Annotated in this window: 18 protein-coding genes and 1 pseudogene; 12 read left to right on the top strand and 7 right to left on the bottom strand. The window is 69.5% G+C overall.

Annotated elements, in window-relative coordinates; translation table 11 throughout:
- Positions 1-26 precede the first annotated feature (26 nt).
- The 4 genes from ACIPC1_RS37495 (at position 27) to ACIPC1_RS37480 (ending at position 3,219) form a co-directional block, all read left to right on the top strand.
- The gene (locus ACIPC1_RS37495) at positions 27-785 is read left to right on the top strand and encodes an SDR family NAD(P)-dependent oxidoreductase (RefSeq protein WP_402525769.1); all 759 of its coding nucleotides are present in this window, start codon (positions 27-29) and stop codon (positions 783-785) included.
- Positions 782-1,864, top strand: a complete 1,083-nt coding sequence (locus ACIPC1_RS37490; protein ID WP_402525581.1) for a threonine aldolase family protein — start codon at positions 782-784, stop codon at positions 1,862-1,864. The genes ACIPC1_RS37495 and ACIPC1_RS37490 overlap by 4 nt, the downstream gene beginning before the upstream one ends.
- An 81-nt stretch (positions 1,865-1,945) precedes the next feature.
- Positions 1,946-2,518 carry a transglutaminase domain-containing protein gene (locus tag ACIPC1_RS37485; RefSeq protein ID WP_384382424.1) on the top strand — a complete coding sequence of 191 codons (573 nt, stop codon included), beginning with the start codon at positions 1,946-1,948 and terminating at the stop codon, positions 2,516-2,518.
- Between the two features lie 8 nt (positions 2,519-2,526).
- Complete coding sequence (locus ACIPC1_RS37480) at positions 2,527-3,219, top strand: B3/4 domain-containing protein (RefSeq protein ID WP_402525578.1); 693 nt, start codon at positions 2,527-2,529, stop codon at positions 3,217-3,219.
- A 4-nt stretch (positions 3,220-3,223) separates the two neighbouring features.
- Here ACIPC1_RS37480 and ACIPC1_RS37475 read toward each other — a convergent pair whose 3' ends face one another.
- Positions 3,224-3,952 carry a lysophospholipid acyltransferase family protein gene (locus ACIPC1_RS37475; protein WP_402525575.1) on the bottom strand — a complete coding sequence of 243 codons (729 nt, stop codon included), beginning with the start codon at positions 3,950-3,952 and terminating at the stop codon, positions 3,224-3,226.
- Positions 3,953-4,135: 183 nt separating this feature from the next.
- Positions 4,136-4,552, bottom strand: coding sequence for a DUF4395 domain-containing protein (locus ACIPC1_RS37470; protein WP_402525573.1), 417 nt, complete (start codon positions 4,550-4,552; stop codon positions 4,136-4,138).
- A 75-nt stretch (positions 4,553-4,627) separates the two neighbouring features.
- Here ACIPC1_RS37470 and ACIPC1_RS37465 point away from each other — a divergent pair, with 75 nt between their 5' ends.
- The 6 genes from ACIPC1_RS37465 to ACIPC1_RS37440 all read left to right on the top strand — a co-directional run bounded on the left by ACIPC1_RS37465 (position 4,628) and on the right by ACIPC1_RS37440 (position 11,213).
- Positions 4,628-5,041: a TlpA family protein disulfide reductase gene (locus ACIPC1_RS37465; RefSeq protein ID WP_384382480.1), complete on the top strand. Its 414-nt coding sequence runs from the start codon at positions 4,628-4,630 to the stop codon at positions 5,039-5,041.
- A gap of 205 nt (positions 5,042-5,246) precedes the next feature.
- The gene (locus ACIPC1_RS37460) at positions 5,247-5,756 is read left to right on the top strand and encodes a flavin reductase family protein (protein ID WP_384382418.1); all 510 of its coding nucleotides are present in this window, start codon (positions 5,247-5,249) and stop codon (positions 5,754-5,756) included.
- 252 nt (positions 5,757-6,008) lie between these two features.
- On the top strand, positions 6,009-6,794 hold the full coding sequence (locus ACIPC1_RS37455) for an electron transfer flavoprotein subunit beta/FixA family protein (RefSeq protein ID WP_384382416.1): 786 nt from the start codon (positions 6,009-6,011) through the stop codon (positions 6,792-6,794).
- 67 nt (positions 6,795-6,861) lie between these two features.
- Positions 6,862-7,824, top strand: coding sequence for an electron transfer flavoprotein subunit alpha/FixB family protein (locus tag ACIPC1_RS37450; RefSeq protein ID WP_402525569.1), 963 nt, complete (start codon positions 6,862-6,864; stop codon positions 7,822-7,824).
- 178 nt (positions 7,825-8,002) lie between these two features.
- Positions 8,003-9,307: a DUF6986 family protein gene (locus ACIPC1_RS37445; RefSeq protein ID WP_402525567.1), complete on the top strand. Its 1,305-nt coding sequence runs from the start codon at positions 8,003-8,005 to the stop codon at positions 9,305-9,307.
- 196 nt (positions 9,308-9,503) lie between these two features.
- Positions 9,504-11,213 (top strand): serine/threonine-protein kinase, encoded by a 1,710-nt coding sequence (locus ACIPC1_RS37440; RefSeq protein ID WP_402525565.1) that lies wholly within the window; start codon positions 9,504-9,506, stop codon positions 11,211-11,213.
- Here ACIPC1_RS37440 and ACIPC1_RS37435 read toward each other — a convergent pair.
- A pseudogene (locus tag ACIPC1_RS37435) lies at positions 11,159-11,809 on the bottom strand (hypothetical protein). The gene ACIPC1_RS37440 and the pseudogene ACIPC1_RS37435 overlap by 55 nt on opposite strands.
- 3 nt (positions 11,810-11,812) lie before the next feature.
- A complete protein-coding gene (locus tag ACIPC1_RS37430) occupies positions 11,813-12,895 on the bottom strand; it encodes a LacI family DNA-binding transcriptional regulator (protein WP_402525563.1) in 1,083 nt (360 codons plus the stop codon).
- A 236-nt stretch (positions 12,896-13,131) separates the two neighbouring features.
- On the opposite strand from ACIPC1_RS37430, the gene ACIPC1_RS37425 reads away from it, so the two are divergent.
- Entirely contained in the window at positions 13,132-14,091 is a 960-nt protein-coding gene (locus tag ACIPC1_RS37425) for an ROK family protein (RefSeq protein ID WP_402525561.1), read from the top strand.
- Positions 14,092-14,114: 23 nt separating this feature from the next.
- Here the strand turns inward: ACIPC1_RS37425 and ACIPC1_RS37420 are convergent, their stop codons facing one another.
- Together ACIPC1_RS37420 and ACIPC1_RS37415 are read right to left on the bottom strand one after the other, a co-directional pair.
- A complete protein-coding gene (locus ACIPC1_RS37420; RefSeq protein ID WP_402525558.1) occupies positions 14,115-16,163 on the bottom strand; it encodes an NPCBM/NEW2 domain-containing protein in 2,049 nt (682 codons plus the stop codon).
- 466 nt (positions 16,164-16,629) lie between these two features.
- Complete coding sequence (locus ACIPC1_RS37415) at positions 16,630-17,100, bottom strand: excalibur calcium-binding domain-containing protein (RefSeq protein WP_402525556.1); 471 nt, start codon at positions 17,098-17,100, stop codon at positions 16,630-16,632.
- Between the two features lie 121 nt (positions 17,101-17,221).
- Here ACIPC1_RS37415 and ACIPC1_RS37410 point away from each other — a divergent pair, with 121 nt between their 5' ends.
- Positions 17,222-17,413, top strand: a complete 192-nt coding sequence (locus ACIPC1_RS37410) for a hypothetical protein (protein ID WP_365430786.1) — start codon at positions 17,222-17,224, stop codon at positions 17,411-17,413.
- 1,222 nt (positions 17,414-18,635) lie between these two features.
- Here the strand turns inward: ACIPC1_RS37410 and ACIPC1_RS37405 are convergent.
- Positions 18,636-19,889, bottom strand: coding sequence for an IS256 family transposase (locus tag ACIPC1_RS37405; RefSeq protein ID WP_402525553.1), 1,254 nt, complete (start codon positions 19,887-19,889; stop codon positions 18,636-18,638).
- Positions 19,890-20,235 lie beyond the last annotated feature (346 nt).

Here is a 20,235-nt window from a genome sequence, read left to right as displayed (position 1 = left end):
CCGAGGACGTATCGGAGGCGAAGGCGATGTCCAACGGAAACGGCAACGGAGCACTTGGCGGAGCGGTGATCGCGGTGGCGGGCGCCGGCGGCCCCGCGGGCCGCGCGACGCTGCTGCGGCTCGCCGAGGCGGGCGCGACCGTCGTCGGCTCGGACAACGACCCCGAGCGTCTCGCGGAGGCCGTGGACGCGGCCCGCTACGCGTACGGCGGCGCCACCGTCGTCGGTGACACGGTCGACCTGCTCGACCTGCGGTCGACGCGCGACTGGGCCACCCGCATCGAGAAGGACTTCGGCCGCGTCGACGGCCTGGTCCACCTGGTCGGCGGCTGGCGGGGCAGCGAGACCTTCACCAAGACCGTCCTCGACGACTGGGACCTGCTCGAACTGCTGCTCATCCGCACCGTGCAGCACACCTCCCTCGCCTTCCACGAGGCGCTGCAACGCAGCGAGCGCGGCCGGTACGTCCTGACCAGTGCCGCCGGCGCGAGCAAGCCCACCGCGGGCAACGCGGCCTATGCCGCCGCCAAGGCCGCCGCCGAGGCCTGGACGCTCGCCATGGCCGACTACTTCCGCAAGGCCGGGGGCGAACAGGGGCCGACGTCCGCGGCTGCCATCCTGGTCGTCAAGGCACTGGTGCACGACGCGATGCGCGCCGAGCGCCCGAACGCGAAGTTCGCGGGCTTCACCGACGTCAAGGAGCTGGCCGATGCCATCGCCGGCGTCTGGGACAAGCCCGCCGGTGAAGTGAACGGAAAACGTCTGTGGCTGACCGAGAAGCCGTGAACCCTCCCAAGGCCCCATATACAGCGGCCCGGCGTCACCACGACCCGGCCGTCCGGGGCTTCGCCAGCGACAACTACGCGGGTGCCCACCCCGAGGTGCTCGCCGCCCTGGCACTCGCCAACGGCGGACACCAGGTCGCGTACGGCGAGGACGACTACACCGCCAACCTCCAGCGCATCGTCCGCAGCCACTTCGGAGCCACGGCCGAAGCCTTCCCGGTTTTCAACGGAACGGGCGCGAACGTGGTCGCGCTCCAGGCGGTCACCGACCGCTGGGGGGCGGTGATCTGCGCCGAGAGCGCGCACATCAACGTCGACGAGGGCGGCGCCCCCGAGCGGATGGGCGGCCTCAAGCTGCTCACCGTGCCCACCCCCGACGGCAAGCTCACGCCCGAACTGATCGACCGGCAGGCGTACGGCTGGGACGACGAGCACCGGGCGATGCCGCAGGTCGTCTCGATCACCCAGAGCACCGAACTGGGCACCCTCTACACGCCCGAGGAGATCCGCGCGATCTGCGACCACGCCCACGCGCACGGCATGAAGGTGCATCTGGACGGGTCCCGGATATCCAACGCGGCCGCCTCCCTGGACGTCCCCATGCGGACGTTCACCAACGCGGTGGGCGTCGACATCCTCTCCCTGGGCGGGACGAAGAACGGTGCGCTGTTCGGCGAGGCCGTCGTCGTCCTCGACCCTGACGCCGTCAGCCACATGAAGCACCTGCGCAAGCTGTCGATGCAGCTCGCCTCCAAGATGCGTTTCGTCTCCGTGCAGTTGGAGGCGCTGCTCGCCAAGGACCTCTGGCTGCGCAACGCCCGCCACGCCAACGAGATGGCCCAGCGGCTCGCCGAGGGGGTGCGCGCGGTGCACGGCGTGGAGATCCTCCACCCGGTGCAGGCCAACGCGGTCTTCGCGCGCCTTCCGCACGACGTGAGCGAGCGCCTGCAGCAGCGCTACCGCTTCTACTTCTGGGACGAGAGCGCGGGCGACGTCCGCTGGATGTGCGCCTTCGACACCACCGAGGACGACGTGGACGGTTTCGTGGCGGCACTCAAGGAGGAGATGGCGCACCCGTAACCCGAGGATTTAATGCATAGGTATGCGGTCACCTGAAAAGTCATTGACTCTCGGGTGATCGCGTTCCTATGCTCTGCGGGCATGGAACTGATCCAGAACACCACGGACCTGTCCGCGTACTTGGCCGCCGACGAGGTCATCGACCACCACCATCCGCTGGTGCGCGAGACGGCCGCGCGGCTTGCCAGGGGATCCGTCGACTCGTATGCCTATGCGCGATCCGCCTTCGAATTCGTGCGCGATGCGATCCCGCACTCGCAGGACTCCGGTGATCCGCGCGTCACCTGGCGCGCGTCCGACGTACTGGAGCAGCGCACCGGGATCTGCTACGCGAAGGCGCACGCCCTGGCCGCCCTGCTGCGGGCCGAGGACATCCCGACGGCGTTGTGCTACCAGAAGTTCGACGAGGTGCACGGGCTCGTCGCCGTGCGGTTCAACGGTGCCTGGCATCGGCAGGACCCGCGCGGCAACAAACCGGGCGTGGATGCCCAGTTCTCCCTGGAGGGCGAACGGCTGGCCTTCACCCCCGACCCGGAGTCCAATGAGATGGACTATCCAGTACTGTACGCTGAACCTCACCCGGTTGTGCTGAGCGCCCTCAAGGCCGCCCCCGACCGGCCGTACCTCTGGCAGACGCTCCCCACCGCACTCTGAGGCAGGCCATGACTCTCACGCTCACCGTGTCCGACGAGGTGCGGGCCCTCGCGCCCGGCTTCACCCACGTCGCCATCGAGGCGTACGGACTCGTCAACGGGCCCAGTACCGAAGGGACTTCGGCGCTGCTCGATGACGCGGCCCGCCGTCTGGCCGTACGGCTGGACGGTCGCGCTCCGCACGAGGACCCGCACATGGCGGCCTGGCGGGAGACCTACACGGCGTTCGGCTCCAAGCCCTCGCGGACCCGCAACTCGGCGGAGGCGCTGGCCAAACGGGCGCTCTCGGACGCCGGACTGCCCCGGATCAACGTGCTCGTCGATGTCTACAACGCCATCAGCGTCGCCCACTTGATTCCTGTGGGCGGGGAGGACATCGACCGCGTCCAGGGCGGGATGCGCCTCGTTCGGGCCACCGGCGACGAGGACTTCGTGACGGTCGCGGGCGGCGAGGAGGCTGTTGAACACCCGGACGCGGGTGAGGTGGTGTGGTGCGACGACGCGGGGGTGACCTGCCGCCGCTGGAACTGGCGCCAGGGGCCGCGCACGCGGCTCACCGAGGAATCGGTCTCCGCGGTCTTCCTGCTGGAGGGCCTGGCGCCGATGCCGGTGGCCGACGTCGTGCGGGCCGGTGCCGAACTCGCCGAACTCCTGGAGAAGTTCAGCCCCGGGGCGCGGATCACCGTCCACGCCCCGGAGTGACGATTCAGCGCGCCTCGGCCGCCTTCACCTCTTCGGGGGTCGGCGCGGTGCCGCCGAGGTGCGCGGGCATCCACCAGGTGTCGTCCGGACCCTTGGGCCGCACGGGGTAGGCGCGCTGAGCGGCTTCGAGGAGCTCCTGTACGCGGTCACGCACCCGCCGGGTGATCGCCCCCGCGTACTGGTCCTTCGGGGCCTCGACCGGCTCGCCGACCCGGATGGTGATCGGGGTGTGGCTGCGCTTGAAGTTGCGCGGGTGTCCCTTGGTCCACAGGCGCTGGGTGCCCCACACCGCCATCGGGATCAGCGGGACGCCGGCCTCCTGGGCCATGCGCGCGGCACCCGACTTGAAGCTCTTCAGGGTGAACGACGGCGAGATGGTGGCCTCGGGGAAGACGCCGATGATCTCGCCGGAGCGCAGCGACTCCAATGCGTGCTGGTACGCCTTCTCACCCTGCGTGCGGTCCACCGGGATGTGCTTCATGCCCCGCATCAGCGGCCCGGAGATCTTGTGCCGGAACACCGACTCCTTCGCCATGAAGCGCACCAGACGCTTCTGCGGCAGGGCGGCCATGCCGTCGAAGATGAAGTCCAGATAGCTGATGTGGTTGCTGACCAGCACAGCGCCGCCCGAGCGCGGAATGTTCTCCGATCCCTTGCAGTCGATCTTGAGGTCCCAGGCCTTGAACAAGATTTGGGCGAGACCGACGACGGGACGGTAGACAAGCTCTGCCATGGACGGGGTGGGCCCTTCTCTCTGCCTGGGAAGGGGCTTCCCGGCGAAAGTTACGCAGCCGTAGGTTTACGGCATTGCGCAGATCGTGCCCGAAGAACGGACGAGTGGCCAGTCCTGGTGCCCGGACCGGGCGAGATCCTCGTCACGTCACCCCTTGATCCACCTCGGAGTTTTAACTTTCCTTTACTCCGTGCGTACTGTGACTCGCCGCACCAGCAGGTACATCTCGCACCCGAGGCAGTAGCCGAACGCGGCATTGAGGAACGCGGCCGCGAGCGCGCACGCGGTGGCCGCGAGACCCAGCCACTGTGGCCCCACCGCGTAGCCGACGAGCCCCACGACCGCGAACGCCAGCCCGACCGCCTGCGCGAATCGCGGCGGCTCCGGTGCCTCGAACTCCGTGGGCGGCCCGATCCGCGGCCGTACGGCCTTGCGGAACAGCCAGCCGTACGGGGAGCGCCCCACACCGCCCGCAGCGCCCAGCGCGAACGCCAGCGTCTGCCAGGCCAGCAGCCAGCCGCTGCCGGTGATCAGTACGCCCGCCAGCACGAAGGTCGTCACGGCCGCACCGAAGCGTGGCCCTCTTGCGTCGATTTCCATGAACCAAGCATTCCGCATCGGGCGCGATTCCCGTAGGCGGGAATCTTTGCGGTCTTGTGAATGCTTGTCGATGTGATGACCGGACTTGTGGTGTGCGTGGTGGTGCTCGCGATGGCGAGCGCCTACGGAGTGCTGCATCGGCGGCGGAGCGGGAGGGTGAGGGTGCGCGGGCGCGACGGCGGAAAGCTGCTCGGCGCGGCGGAGTTGGGGGAGGGGCTCGGTGAGCGGGCCACGCTCGTCCAGTTCTCCAGCGCCTTCTGTGCCCCCTGCCGGGCGACCCGGCGGATCCTCGCCGAGGTGGCGGAGCTGGTCCCCGGGGTCTCCCACGTGGAGATCGACGCGGAAGGCCACCTCGACCTCGTACGCGAACTCGACATTCTCAAGACCCCGACCGTCCTCGTGCTCGACGCCGACGGGCGGATCGTGCGGCGGGCAACGGGGCAGCCGCGCAAGGCGGATGTGATCGCCGCACTGGGGGAGGCGGTGTGACCGTGGTGACCAAGGTGAGGCACCTCCCAGATACCGGGACGCACTTGACTGCACCCGCCATCTATCGTCAGCCTGACCGTATGCCCCCGGAACTCCTTCTCTTCGAGCGCGTCCACGTGGACCTGGCCCGAACCGCGAGTGCGCGCTGTCCGGGCTGCTGAGCAGCCACGGATCAGCCCGTCACCTCTCGCAGAAGGACAAGTCCATGACGGCCACGCCCGACCTCGGCACCCCCCAGCTCGCCTCCCCCGACCTGCTGCGCTCCGTCTTCAGGCGGCACGCGGCCGGTGTCGCCGTGATCACGGCTCCCGGTGGCGACGGCCCCGTCGGCTTCACCGCCACCTCGCTCAGCTCGGTCTCCGCCGAGCCCCCGATCGTCTCCTTCGGGATCGGAGTCGGCGCCTCCAGCTGGCCCGCGGTCTCCGAGTCCGAGCACATAGGCGTGCACATACTCGGGGAGCACCAGCAGGAACTCGCCGGCACCTTCGCCAGGAGCGGCGCCGACCGCTTCGGCGCGCCCACCCGTTGGCGTAACGGCCCCGAAGGTGTTCCGGTGCTCGACGACGTCCTGGCGTGGCTCGTATGCCGTGTCGTCGCGCGCGTGCCCGCGGGGGACCACCGCATCGTCCTGGCCGAGGTCGTCCTCGGCGACCCCTCGGGCTCCGGCCGCCCGCTGCTTTACCACCAGGGGCGCTTCAACGGCCTGCGCGACTGAGTCGAGTCCGAACCTGCTCCGCGGTCCTGCTCGGGGTCCTACTCTCCGGTCTACTCACCGGTCCTACTTCTCGGTTACGCAGCGTTGCGAACGTCACAGTTCAAAGCGCTTGCTTAGTGGGCACCCACTAGGTGTACTGGTGAGTAATATTTCGGTCGGAGCGCGGGCCGCCCCGACCGGGATCGGCCGCTTCAGGCGCCTATGCTGCCGATAGAAGGCAGCCAAAAATGACGATGCAGTAGGAGAGCCGGCGTGAGCTTGAGGATCGTTGTCACTGTGAAGTACGTGCCCGACGCCACCGGCGACCGGCACTTCGCCGATGACCTGACCGTCGACCGTGACGACGTGGACGGTCTGCTCTCGGAGCTCGACGAATACGCGGTGGAGCAGGCGCTGCAGATCGCCGGCGAAGCCGATGACGCCGAGATCACGGTGCTGACCGTCGGCCCCGAGGACGCCAAGGACGCGCTGCGCAAGGCGCTGTCAATGGGCGCGGACAAGGCCATCCACGTCGAGGACGACGGCCTGCACGGCTCCGACGTGATCGGTACCTCGCTGGTGCTCGCGAAGGCCATCGAGAAGGCCGGCTTCGACCTGGTCATCTCCGGCATGGCGTCCACCGACGGCACCGCCGGTGTCATCCCGGCCCTGCTGGCCGAGCGACTTGGCGTCCCGCAGGTCACCCTGCTCTCCGAGGTCTCCGTCGAGGACGGCGTGGTCAAGGGCCGCCGCGACGGCGACTCCGCCTCCGAGCAGCTGGAGGCCTCCCTGCCGGCGGTCGTGTCGGTCACCGACCAGTCGGGCGAGGCGCGTTACCCGTCCTTCAAGGGCATCATGGCCGCCAAGAAGAAGCCGGTGGAGGCCTGGGACCTGGAGGACCTGGAGATCGAGGCGGACGAGGTCGGCCTCGAAGGCGCCTGGACCAAGGTCGACTCCGCGACCGAGCGCCCCGCGCGCACCGCCGGCACGATCGTCAAGGACGAGGGCGAGGGCGGCAAGCAGCTCGCCGAGTTCCTCGCGGGCCAGAAGTTCATCTGAGAACACCGGCCTGCCGCAGGCTCCCTGACCGCCCCTCATCTTTCGCAAGCAGGAGAGAAGAAGTCCCATGGCTGAAGTTCTCGTCTACGTCGACCACGTGGACGGCGCCGTCCGCAAGCCCACCCTTGAGCTGCTGACCCTGGCCCGTCGCATCGGTGAGCCCGTCGCCGTCGCCCTGGGCGCCGGCGCGGAGGCCACCGCCCCCGCGCTCGCCGAGCACGGCGCGGTCAAGGTCCTCACCGCCGACGCCCCCGAGTTCACCGAGTACCTGGTCGTACCGAAGGTGGACGCGCTCCAGGCCGCGTACGACGCCGTGTCCCCGGCCGCCGTGCTCGTGCCGTCCTCCGCGGAGGGCAAGGAGATCGCGGCCCGCCTCGCGCTCCGTATCGGTGGTGGCATCATCACCGACGCCGTCGACCTGGAGGCCGGCGACGAGGGCCCGGTGGCCACGCAGTCCGCGTTCGCCGCCTCCTTCTCCACCAAGTCCCGTGTGTCCAGGGGCACTCCGGTCATCACGGTCAAGCCGAACTCGGCCGCCGTGGAGGCCGCCCCGGCCGCGGGCGTCGTCGAGGCCCTCGCCGTGACCTTCTCGGAGAAGGCCACCGGCACGAAGGTCACCGCACGCACCCCGCGCGAGGCCAGCGGCCGCCCGGAGCTGACCGAGGCCGCGATCGTGGTCTCCGGCGGCCGTGGCGTCAACGGCGCCGAGAACTTCGCGATCATCGAAGGGCTCGCCGACTCCCTCGGTGCGGCCGTCGGCGCCTCGCGCGCCGCCGTCGACGCCGGCTGGTACCCGCACTCCAACCAGGTCGGCCAGACCGGCAAGTCCGTCTCGCCGCAGCTGTACATCGCCTCCGGTATCTCCGGCGCGATCCAGCACCGCGCCGGCATGCAGACGTCGAAGACCATCGTCGCCATCAACAAGGACGCCGAGGCCCCGATCTTCGACCTGGTCGACTACGGCGTCGTCGGTGACCTCTTCGAGGTCGTCCCGCAGCTCACCGAGGAGATCAAGTCCCGCAAGGGCTGATTTTCCGCCGTACGAGGCATACGAGGCCCCTGCGACCGCCGTTGGCGCGGTCGCGGGGGCCTCTGTTCATGCCGGGGGCAGAGTTGCCCAGGAGGGTGTTGACCGGCGGGAAGGTCCCCGGATAACTTCGTTCTACGGATTGTTGATTCCGCACTGCGGAAAACATGGAGGGTGTGGAATGAGTCAGGGTCAGCAGGAGAAGGTGGCGACCAGCCTCGCGGGCGCCGTCAGCGAGGAGATCAGCGCCTCCCTCGCCCCGGTCGACGCCGAGCTGGAGCGCCACTACCCCGGCGACCCGGGCACCCGGCAGCCCGTCCACACCGTGTACGTACCCGGTGACGCGTTCGCCGCCGACACCATCCGCACCTGGGGCGACCAGGCACTCGCGGCCCTGGACGAGCACGCCCCGGACGCCACCTCCTTCGCCGCCGTCCTCGGCCTCACCGACGAGCTCGCGCAGCCCGTGTACGACCGCGTACGGGCCAAACTGGAGCGCGAACCGATCGAGGACCTGCGCGTCGACTTCGAGGACGGCTACGGCCCGCGTCCGGACGCCGAGGAGGACGAGACGGCGGCACGCGCGGCCCGGCTGATCGCGGAGGCGTACGAGAACGGCACGGCGGCCCCGTACATGGGCATCCGCATGAAGTGCCTGGAAGCCCCGGTCCGCGCCCGCGGCATCCGCACCCTCGACATCTTCCTCACCGGCCTGATGGAGGCCGGCGGTCTGCCCGAGGGGCTCGTCCTGACCCTGCCGAAGGTGACGTACGCCGAACAGGTCACCGCGATGGTCCGGCTCCTGGAGGAGTTCGAGAAGGCGCGCGGCCTGGAGCCCGGGCGGATCGGCTTCGAGATCCAGATCGAGACCAGCCAGTCGATCCTCGCCGCCGACGGCACCGCGACCGTCGCCCGCATGATCCGGGCCGCCGAGGGCCGCGCCACCGGCCTGCACTACGGCACCTTCGACTACAGCGCCTGCCTCGGCGTCAGCGCCGCCTACCAGGCCAGTGACCACCCCGCCGCCGACCACGCCAAGGCGATCATGCAGGTCGCCGCGGCGGGCACCGGCGTACGCGTCTGCGACGGCTCCACCAACGTCCTCCCCGTGGGCCCGTCGGAGCAGGTCCACGACGCCTGGCGGCTGCACTACGGCCTCACCCGCCGCGCCCTCGCCCTCGCCTACTACCAGGGCTGGGACATGCACCCCGGCCACATCCCGACCCGCTACGCGGCCGTTTTCGCCTTCTACCGCGAGGGTTACGAGCAGGCCGCGGCCCGCCTCTCCCGCTACGCCAACCAGGCCGGCGGCGACGTCATGGACGAGCCCGCCACCGCCAAGGCCCTCAGTGGCTATCTGCTGCGCGGCCTGGACTGCGGCGCCCTGGACCTCGCCGAGGTGGCACGGGCGACGGGGCTGACACGGGCGGAACTGGAGGGCTTCGCGGTGCCGAGGCGGGGAGATCTGACGATCTCGGCCAAGTAGAGCTTTTCGGGGGCGCGGGGCTGTGACACTGTGCGGCTCCGCCGCGGCGGGCGGACGGCCCGGGGCTTCAGGACGGCCGTCGACTCCGGTCGCCGAGGAGCGACCACGTCACAGAGGCCGCCTCCCGACACCAGCCGTCACTGCTGCCACGTAGGGTGGACGCCATCCACTGGCGTGACCAAGGAACGGGGCAGCGGTGTCTTCGGGGGAGAACCAACAGGCGGACGGAACCGGTCGGTTGCTGGCCGGGCGCTATCGCGTGCTGGCCCAACTCGGCCGCGGCGGCATGGGTGTCGTCTGGCGAGCCCGGGACGAGGTGCTGGGCCGCGAGGTCGCCGTCAAGGAACTGCGCACCTACACGGACGCCGCCGCCCCCGAACTGGCCGACCTGGGCCGCCGGATGCAGCGCGAGGCCCGCGCGGCGGCCCGGGTGCGCCACCCCGGAGTCGTGGCCGTGTACGACGTGACAGAGGTCGACGGACGGCCGCTCATCGTCATGGAACTGGTGGACGGCCCTTCCCTGGACGACGTCCTGGGCGAGCGCGGCACCCTGGATCCCCGCGAGGCGGCCTCCATCGGCGCCAAGGTCATGGACGCGCTGGCCGCGGCCCACCGCGCAGGCGTCCTGCACCGCGATGTGAAGCCGGGCAACATCCTCCTGGACCGCTCGGGCCGCGTCGTCCTCACCGACTTCGGCATCGCCACGATGGAGGACCCGGGCGACGGCTCGGCCACCCACCTGACCCGCAGCGGTGAACTGGTCGGCTCCCTGGACTACTTGGCGCCCGAGCGAGCCCAGGGCAACGACCCGGGCCCCGCGTCGGACGTCTGGGCACTCGGCGCCACGTTGTACGCGGCCGTGGAGGGGCTGTCCCCCTTCCGTCGTACGTCGACGTGGTCCACGCTCACCGCGATAGTGGCCGACCCGCTGCCGGAACCCCGGCGCGCCGGGCCGCTGGGCCCCGTACTGCAGCAGCTCATGAACAAGCAGCCGGGGCAACGACCGGACGCGGACCGGGCACGCGAGCTGCTGGAGGCGGTCGCGGGAGCTCCTGAGACGGACTCCCGGACGACTGGGCTGAGGCTGCCGGAGCCACAGCCGCGTCAGGCGACGGCGCTGAGCGTCCCCTCCATACCGCCGGGATTCGGGCCACCGGAGCCCGTGGTTCCCGCGGCGGCCCCTGCTGCCGCCGGCCCTTCTCCCGCACCCCGCCGCCGAGGCCGCGCCCTCCTCGCCGCGGCGGCCGTCACCGTCGTCCTCGCGGCGGCCGGCGTCAGCGTCGCGTTGCTGAACAGCCCGGCCGACGACACCGGCAGCGGGGCCGCAGCGGCGCCGCCCCGGGCCGACGGCGCGGCACCCTCCGACGGAGCCAGCCGCGGAGAGGTCGACCTGTCGGACGACTCCAAGCCGACCGGACAGGGCGACAAGAAGACCAAGCCCCCGGAGCAGAAGCCCAGTCACACGGGCGAGACCACTCCGAAGCCCTCAAATGCCCCCGTCGACGGCGCCAGTACAGGCGGGACATCGGGTGGGACATCGGGCGGAGCCTCGGGCGGCTCCGCCGACGGCGGTACAACGGGGGGCGGTTCGGACAGCTCTCCCACTCCTGACCCCCCTCCCGATCCCGTCTGCGACCCCATCGGCGGCGGCAGGTACAACTGCCAGGTCTGGCGCACCGCCACGTCCTACACCGCCTCCGGCGCCGAGGCCGGCACCCTCAACGCGGGCACCAACTACTTCTACTGCCAGCAGAACCTGGGCCGCCGGGAGACCTACGGCGAGTGGACGAACGTCTGGTGGGCCAGGACTGACGACGACAGTGGCAACGTCAATGTCTTCGTCAGCGATGTCTACATCCAGGGCGGCGACAACGACGCACCGCTTCCGGGACTTCCGGTCTGCTGAGACCCCACGTACGTCTCCAGCCCTTGCAGCCCTTCCAGGCCGGAAGGCATCGCAAGTCCTTCCTCGGCGAACAGCCGGGCGCCCCGCGCGCAGAGCGCTCTGTCGAAGCGCGCCCTGGTGCAGAACTCCTCGGGCGTGTCCCCGAACAGCTCACGCAGGCGCGGTCGTACGCCCCGGTCGGCGCCGGAACTCCCTCACCGGCGTCGATGACCGCGAGCTGGGCCTCATCGAGCCAGGTGACGAACAACCCGCCCACGGTTCCCGGCGCTTGGAAGGCGACGCGGACACGTAACCCATCAGACTCACATGGGCCGAGACGCCGACGCCCAGGCTCCTGACCCTCGCCTTCACCAGCGGGATCGGGGAGGACACCTCGTACTCCGCCATCTTGTGCCGGAGTTGGGCGGGGCGGCCGTTGGAGCCGACGGCGATGACGGGGACGCGGTCCTTGTGCACCAGTCGTTCCAGGGGCAATAGGCGGTCCCCGTCCAGGAGTCCGGACTCCTGAGGCCACTTCCCGGATAGCTCAGCGGGTGGTCACGCGGCGCCTCGGCGAGGCCCAGCGCTTCGAGCGTACGAGGATCCGGGCGGCCCATGGCTCAGACCGCGGGCGGCAGTTCCCCCGAGCCGCGGGTGATGAGCCGGGTCGGGAGCTGGATCCGTTCCGGAGTGATGAGGCTGCCGTCGAGCTGGCGGAAGAGCCGTTCGGCCGCGGTGCGCCCGAGGGCGGCGGCGTCCTGGGCGACGACGGTGACGCCGGGCTGGAGGAGGTCGGCGAGTTCGATGTCGTCGAAGCCGACGAGGGCGACCGGGCGCCCGCGCTCGGCGATGACGCGGACCACCGTGACGGTCACACGGTTGTTGCCGGCGAAGACCGCGGTGACGGGGGAGTCGCCGGAGAGCATGTCCTCGGCCGCCTTGCGCACCCGCTGCGGGTCGGTGACGCCCAGGGACATCCACGCGTCCTCGACCTCTATGCCCGCGTCCTCCATCGCGGCGCGGTAACCGCGCAGTCGCTCGGCGGCCGTGTGGATGCGGGGCATGTCACCGATGAAACCGATCCTGCGGTGGCCGTGGGCGATGAGATGGGCGACGCCGCCTCGGGCCCCGCCGAAGCTGTCGGACAACACGACGTCGGCATCGATCCTCCCCGCCGGGCGGTCCACGAACACGGTGGCGACGCCCGCCTTTATCTCGGGTTCCAGATAGCGGTGGTCGTCACCGGCGGGGATCACCACGAGCCCGTCCACCCGGCGCGCACACAGCGCGAGGACCAACTCCTGCTCGCGTTCCGGGTCCTCGGCGCTGGAGCCGTTGATCAGCAGTGCGCCATGGGCGCGGGCGACCTCTTCGACCGCCCGGCTGAGCGGCCCGTAGAACGGGTCCGCGAGATCCTCAAGGACGAGTCCGATGCTTGCGGTGCTGCCCTTGCGCAGCACCCGGGCGCTGTCGTTGCGGCGGAAGCCCAGCGCGTCGATGGCCTCCTGGACGCGGCGCTCGGTGTCCGGGGTGACCCCCGGTTCGCCGTTGACCACGCGCGAGACCGTCTTGAGACCGACCCCCGCGCGCGCGGCGACATCCTTCATGGTGGGACGGTTGCCGTAGCGGTTCTGGGATCGGCGGGCGGTCTCTGCCACGATGCGCTGTCCTGTCCTGTCGTCCACGGGGATGCGTCGCTCCATAAAGAATGATCCATGAGAATGGACTAGGGGGATGCGTCGGTCCATGGGTTGTATGAGGATGTGGCGTCGAGCATAGAGCCTGGACAACGTTGTCAGATGCGGGAGACACTGTCCACCGCATTCTCCGGCCTGCGCCTTCCCCCAGAGGCGCGTGGTTCCGTCCTGTTTCCGGCCGGGGACACGGACCCGCAGCGCGGCGGGTCCGATTCGACACCGCCTTGGGAGATCTGACACTGATGCACACCGACCTCGTGGCCGCGCTCGACATCGGCGGCACCAAGATCGCCGGAGCGCTGGTGGACGGCCACGGCCGGATTCTCCTCCGCGCGCAGCGTGCGACGCCCGCGCAGGAGGACGGCGACACCGTGATGGGGGCCGTGGAGGAAGTGATCCGCGAGCTGACCCTTTCCCCTCTGTGGGGCAGGGCGGGCGCCGTCGGTATCGGCAGCGCGGGACCCGTGGACGCCTCGGAGGGCACCGTGAGTCCGGTGAACGTGCCGGGCTGGCGTGGCTATCCCCTCGTCGAGCGGGTCCGCAGGGCCACGGGTGGGCTGCCCGTCGAGCTGATCGGCGACGGCGTGGCCATCACGGCGGCCGAGCACTGGCAGGGCGCGGCACGCGGCCACGCCAACGCGCTCTGCATGGTCGTGTCGACGGGGGTCGGCGGCGGGCTGGTCCTGGGCGGCAAACTGCACCCGGGGCCCACCGGCAACGCGGGCCACATCGGCCACATCAGCGTGGACCTCGACGGCGACCTCTGTCCCTGCGGATCCCGAGGTTGCGTCGAACGCATCGCGAGCGGCCCGAACATCGCGCGCCGTGCGCTGGAGGGCGGCTGGCAGCCCGGTCCGGACGGCGACACCTCGGCGGCCGCGGTGGCCGCCGCCGCCCGCGACGGTGACCCGGTCGCCACCGCCTCCTTCGAGCGGGCGGCGCAGGCCCTCGCGGCGGGCATCGCGGCGACCGCGACCCTCGTCGAGATCGACATCGCCGTCATCGGCGGAGGCGTCGGCAAGGCCGGGGACGTCCTCTTCACGCCGCTGCGCAAGGCGCTGTCCGCCTACGCGACGCTGTCCTTCGTCCAGCGCCTGACCGTGGCGCCCGCGCTGATGGGCACGGACGCCGGTCTGGTCGGCGCGGCGGCGGCCGCGCTCACCCGCAAGGCGAACACGACCGCCGCAGGTGTGAGTGGCTGACCCGGTGGCGGCCGGGCGGCGCGTCAGCAGGTCAGTTGCGCGTCCGCCCAGTCGCCGTGGTCCGAGGTGCTCCCGTCGCCGCCGTCGGTGACGACAAGACGTACCAACTGGGCGCCGCTCACGTCGGCTGAAATCGCCTGCGCGGCCTGGGCGTTGGTGAGGACGCCCGAGGAGGCCACCTTCGTGCCGTCCGCCCAGATCTCGAAGGCGACGGAACCGTCGTTTCCTTCCTCGTCGTCGACTCCCACCTGTGCGCTGACGGTCTCGCACGCGTTGCCGGTGAAGTACTCGACGGTGCTGTCGGCATGTACGCCGAGCCCCTTGGCGTACACGACACCGTTGACAGTCATCGGATTACCGTCGCCCGCTTCGTTCTCACCGTTGCTCGTGTTGCGCTCAACAGGGCCCCAGCCATTGGTCGTCGACAGCCACGGCAGGTCCCCGAGGGAGGAGACTCCCGAAGGGGGTGCCACGACGACGGACGCGGTCAGCGGCAGTACGCTCTCGGCGCGCGCTCCGGTGGGCGAGCGGTAGGTCGCCTTGAGCGTCAGGTCGTACGAGCCGTCGGGCGTGCCCTTGGGGGCGGTGACCTTCCATGCCGTACGCAGCGACCGGCCCGTCGGCAGCACGTGCGCGTCGGCCGGTGAAGTCGCCTTGACCGCCCAGCCCGCGGGCCCGCTCAGTTTCACGGAGACCTGCGTGGCGGCCGTACGGCCCAGATCGGTGACCGTCGACGTCAGCTTCACGGGCTTGCCCGCCTCGACCAACAGGCTGCCGTCGAGGCCCAGTTCGACGGCGGGCGGGTTCTTGGCCCACTTGGCGTCGGTGGAGACGCGTACGAGCACCGTGCCGTGCGCGGGAACGGTCGCGGAGATGGCGCCCGCGGTGTTGTAGCTCTTGTGCTGCCACAGGTCGCGGACGGTGTAGGCGCCGGCGGCGGGCAGACCGACGGCCCGCGCGCTGGTGGCGACGCGCTGTGCGCTGCCGCTCTCGTTGAACAGCGCCACCGTCCGGCTGCCGTCCTTCATCTCCTTGGCGACGACCCAGCGCCCGCCCTCGGAGGAGAGCACTGTGCCCTGTTTGCCGAGCGGGTCCTGGTCGACGGCGATGACCTCCTTGTTGCCGAGGATGCCGAAGGTCGCGTCGGACGCGTCGCGCAGGTCGGAGCCGATGAGGAGAGGCGCGGCCATGATCGACCACATGGAGAAGTGTGAGCGGTACTCGGTGTCGGTCATGCCGCCGTTGCCGACCTCCAGCATGTCCGGGTCGTTCCAGTGCCCGGGACCGGCGTACTGGGCGAGCGGCAGGTTCTGCTTGAGGATCGACAGCATCGACCCCCAGTTGTCACTGATGTCACCGGTCGTACGCCACAGATGTCCGACCTCGGACGCCCATTCCCAGGGCTTGTTCTCGCCCCACTCGCAGAGGCTGTAGACGATCGGGCGGCCCGTTGTCCGGGTGGCCGCCAGCAGGGCGTCGCGCATCGTCGTATAGCGCAAGCGGGCGTCCACGCCCTGGTTGTTGCAGTTGTCGTACTTCAGGTAGTCGACACCCCAGTCCGCGAACTGCTGGGCGTCGCTGTACTCGTGGCCGAGCGCACCTGGGAAGCCCGCCTCGTTGCAGGTCTTCGTGCCGGCGCTGGTGTAGATGCCGAGCTTCAGCCCCTTGGAGTGGACGTAGTCGGCAACTGCCTTGAGTCCCTTGGGGAATCGGACGGGATCGGGCACCAGCTTGCCGTTCGCGTCGCGGGACTGTAGGGCCCAGCAGTCGTCCAGATTGACGTACTGGTATCCGGCCGCCTTGAGGCCCTTCTCGACGAAGATGTCGGCGATCCCCTTGACCATGTCCTCGTTGAACTCGGCGCGGCAGTTCGTGGAGTTCCAGTTGTTGAAGCCCATGGGCGGGGTGAGGGCCAGGCCGTCGTCCACGGCCGGGGCCACGTCCTGGGCCGAAGCGGCATCCTCGGCGGGGGCGGCCAGGGCCGGCGCGGCGAGGCCGATCGTACACAACAGTCCTGCGGCGAGTGTTCCGACCACTCTTCGGCGGGCCGTGCGGGTGTGAAGGTGACGCATCGTTACGTTCCTCCGAGCACGCGAAAGGTGGGATGACGTCATGTCTGTGTCATCTCTGTGTGCGTTTACGGTAGGACGTGTCGGACCCTGTTGGAAGGGTTGCGTCATGACGGGCGCCAGGCGGTAGTTGGTGTTCGAAATATCGTCAGATCTCTTGACGGAGCCCTCGAATGGGAGTGAGATCCCAAGCTGTGTGTTCGGTTGTGTTGGTAGATGACTGAGGAGGAAGACAGGGCTGAGCCTGCTCTCCAGCGGCTCTTCCTGCTTGTGGGCGTGCCGGAACATCGGATGTTCCGGCGAAGTGGCTTGCGTGGCGCGGATGTTGGAGTCGGCGCGCTCGCGCTCGGTGCCCTGGGTTCGGCGTCCGGTGAGGTACCTGTCGGAAACAAAAACGAAGCCGGCGTTGAGGCCGGCGCTCCGGACGCCGTCCCCAACTCTCTGGGCTCGACGTGGCGCTGACGGCCTCTTACTCGCAGCCGACGCCATCCCCGTCACGGTCGAGGTGGCGGCCGTAGCCGGGTTCGCCGACGTGCACGGGAGCGGCTCCCGCGGCGCGGGCGGCGGCGCAGTTGCCGTAGTAGACGTCGTCGCTTCCGCCGCTGCTGTCGTCGGTGTCGCTGCCGGCGGCGGGTTGCGCGGTGACAGTCGTACTCACGGTCGTCGTCGCCCGGACCGTCACGGTGGCAGCGGGCTTTGGCGTGGCCGCCTCCGTTGCGGTGGCTGTTGCGGTGGCTGTCTCGGTCGCGGTGACCGTGGCCCTCGGCTGGGGATCGGCCGCTGCGGGCTCCTTGTCGTCGCCGCTGCCGCCGACACCTATGCCGATGCCTATGCCGATGAGGAACGCCACGGCGAGCGCAGGCAGGAGGAACCGTTCGCGCGCCGAGACCGGTGCGGTGCGGGCCGGTGCGTTCGATGGTGGTGTGTACGGATTGGCCATCTTGTCCCCCCAGGGATGTTTCGAGGGGGATGACGGTAGTGCTACGGATGTGCCAGGTGGTGCAAAGTCGCGTTGCGTGACCCACCCGTTACTGATGACCGGCTTCGCAGTTGATCCGGGCATGAAGAAGCGAAGCATGCTTGCCATTGCCTCCCTGGCCGCCGGATTCGTCGTCGCGGCGGTCACGCCTTCCCACGCCGACACGGACGTACTCGACAACCTGGACGTCAACGACACGCTCAGCACCCTCGACCACACCGTCAGCAGTGACAGCCTGGCGATGGACGAGGGTGCACTGGGCAAGAACAGCTGAGACGTTCGTTCCGCGGCGCCGGTGTCCCTGGGCGGGGGCACCGGCGCCTTGCTTTCGGCCCCCTCATCAGGGGCTGGTTTCCGTGGCAGGGTGAAGCGGGCAAGCCTCAGGGGGCCAACAGAAGAGGGGGAACCGTGATCGTCTGGATCAAGGGTTGTGTCGACGCAAGGCCCGGTCAGCGTTCCGCCTGCTTCTATCCGGTCCCACTACCTAGCCCTACTTGGCTTTCACTTGCCCTAGCGAGCCCTGATTGGGAAGATCTTTCTCCCATCCGTCTCCCATGGGGAGACGGGAAACGGCCCCCGGCGCAGCTTGAGTTCTAGTAGTCGCCGGGGGCCGTTCACGTGATACCGGGTCGGGGCAACGAGGCCGCGATCCGGGCCGCCATGGAACGGATCCTGGCCGGCCACGTGCCGCTTCTTGCCGAAGTAGGGCCGGTCCGCTTCGATCCGGTCGAACTACACAAGGCCGGGGTGCCCCGGCAAACCTTCGCAGCCCCCTGGTTGTCGAGGAGTAAACTCCTGCTTCCCGTGGGGACGTCCACGACGTTCGGCTTGGGATGTATGGGGCGTGCCACTTTCAAGTTAGGGCAATGGTGTTGAGGCGGGCGCGCGTGAGTGCCACGTACAGGGGCACGATGGTCTGACCGTGCAGGGTCGAGGCCGTGCGCCAGGGCCGCAGCGTCTGCCGGGCTCAACCTGACGGCTACCGTGTTCCACTCGCGTCCCTTGGACTGGTGGGCGGTAAGGCCAGGTATCACCCGGTCGTTTGCGAGCCGGAGCTGTAGACGATTCAGGGCGCCAAGTGGCTTGCGTGTGAGCTGGGTTGTAGCGATTGCCGGAATGTGCACAGCGAGACTGCGTGTCAGTCTCTGCCACACCACGGCCGGTTGGTCGCCGTACTTGAAGTCAGTTATCGCGGACTGCAGGCAGGGGCGGAGCGTTGTCGCTAACACTTCCCTTTCCAGCCCGAGCGTGACCAGAGCGTCGTGCAGAAAAACTGCCTGCATGCCCAGCGCATTCTGTGCGATCTCATTGAGGAGCAGGGTGCAGATCGCCTCTTGAACCTGACCGACACCTGGCTTGATAGCGAGGGGCAGGACGTGTGGATCGCACTCCCATAGTGCCTTCCTCGTCACGGACGACGGCCAGCTCGTGCAGGTAGCGGGCGAATCGCTGGTGCCCGTCCTCGGCGAAACCGTCATCGGCGCCGTTGAGGCCATTCACGCGCCGGCCTCCTCGGGGCGCTCGACCAAGTGGCCGCGTTCAAAGCGGGCGCCGGCCCGCACCAGCGCCACGAGATGGGGTGCGTTGACCGCGCGCCAGCGGACCTGCGCGGATTCGATCAGCTTGAAGACCATGGCGAGGGCGGCTCCCCGGCTGCCGGCACCCTTGGTGACCTTCGTCCGCAACCGGACCGTGGCGAAGGTCGACTTGATCGGATTTGTGGTGCGCAGATGGACCCAGTGCTCGGCGAGGAAGTCGAAGAACGCCAGCAGCTCGTCCTCGTCGTCCGTGACCCGCTTGACGACCTTGGGGGATTTCGCCTGGCAGGCGCACTCGAAGTTGCGGACGGCCCTGGCCGCGTGCTCCTTGTCCTCAGCGTTGTAGTTCTCCTGGATCGCCCGCTTGGCCGCGGGCTGGGCCGACTTCGGCAGCGCGTCCAGAACGTTGGCGGTCTTGTGAACCCAGCACCGCTGGTGGCGGGTGTCGGTGAACACCTCGTTCAGCGCGTTCCAGAAGCCGAGCGCGACGACGCCGACGGCCAGGACCGGGGCCCGCATACCCCGACGGGCACAATCCCGCAGCAGCCCCGCCCATGCCTCGGACGACTCGCGGTATCCGTCGGTCATCGCGATCAGTTCCTTCATGTCGTCCGCACGCACGCCCATCAGCACCAGCACGGCGGCCTTCGCCTCCTCCAAGCGGATGCGCAGGTGAACGCCGTCGGCCCAGACGTATACGTAGTCGGTGGCCGACAGGTCGCGGTCCTGGAAGGCGGTGTGGTCGGCCTGCCACTGGGTGGTCAGCCGCGTCACCGTGGCTGGGGACAGGCCGACCGAGGAGCCCAGGAACTGCTCGAGAGCGGGCACGAAGTCGCCGGAGGACAGTCCGTGCAGGTAGAGCAACGGCAGTACCTCGCTGATCTTCGGGGACTTGCGGCACCACGGCGGCAGGATCGCCGAGGCGAACCGCTTGCGTTCCCCGCTCGCCTCATCGACGCGCTTGTCGTTCACCCGCGGGGCTTTGACCTCGACGGTCCCGGCCGACGTGGTGACCTTCCTCGGCTGGTGGAAGCCATTGCGCACGACCAGGCGCCGACCCAACTCGTCCCGCTGATCTGCCAACTCGGCTATGTAGGCGTTGCCTTCGGCCCCCAGCGCGGCGGCCAGCATGCGCCGTGCGCCTTCACGGACGATCTCGTCAATCAAGGAGGAGTTCGGGGTGGCGCCATCGGCATTGACTACGCTGAGCACGGGCGTGCCTTCCCGACCGACGTTCGCAGCGTCGGCCTACTCGGTGACCTTCAATCGATCACTCGGGAAGGTACGCCCTCTACGCACCAACCCGAGCCCGATCCACAGGACTTGAGCATTGCTCACGACGACCCCAGCGCGAAGGGAACGGTGAACAGGAGGCTGACGACTGTCTCCGCCGACGGAGTGATGCAGAGACTCGGCGCGAAGCCGGCGCGCCCCGGCGCCAGTTACAACCCCCGCTTCCCCCCCCCCATTACCGTCTTCGTAGCCCCGCAACGGGGTTACCGGCCTTCGGAGTTGGCATGACTACCTCCCCTTGTCGAGTGCATGGCCCGGGGGGTGG

It is taken from the genome of Streptomyces sp. NPDC087263, assembly GCF_044744645.1.
Taxonomy (GTDB): domain Bacteria; phylum Actinomycetota; class Actinomycetes; order Streptomycetales; family Streptomycetaceae; genus Streptomyces.
This window is presented reverse-complemented; position numbering and strand designations above follow the sequence as displayed.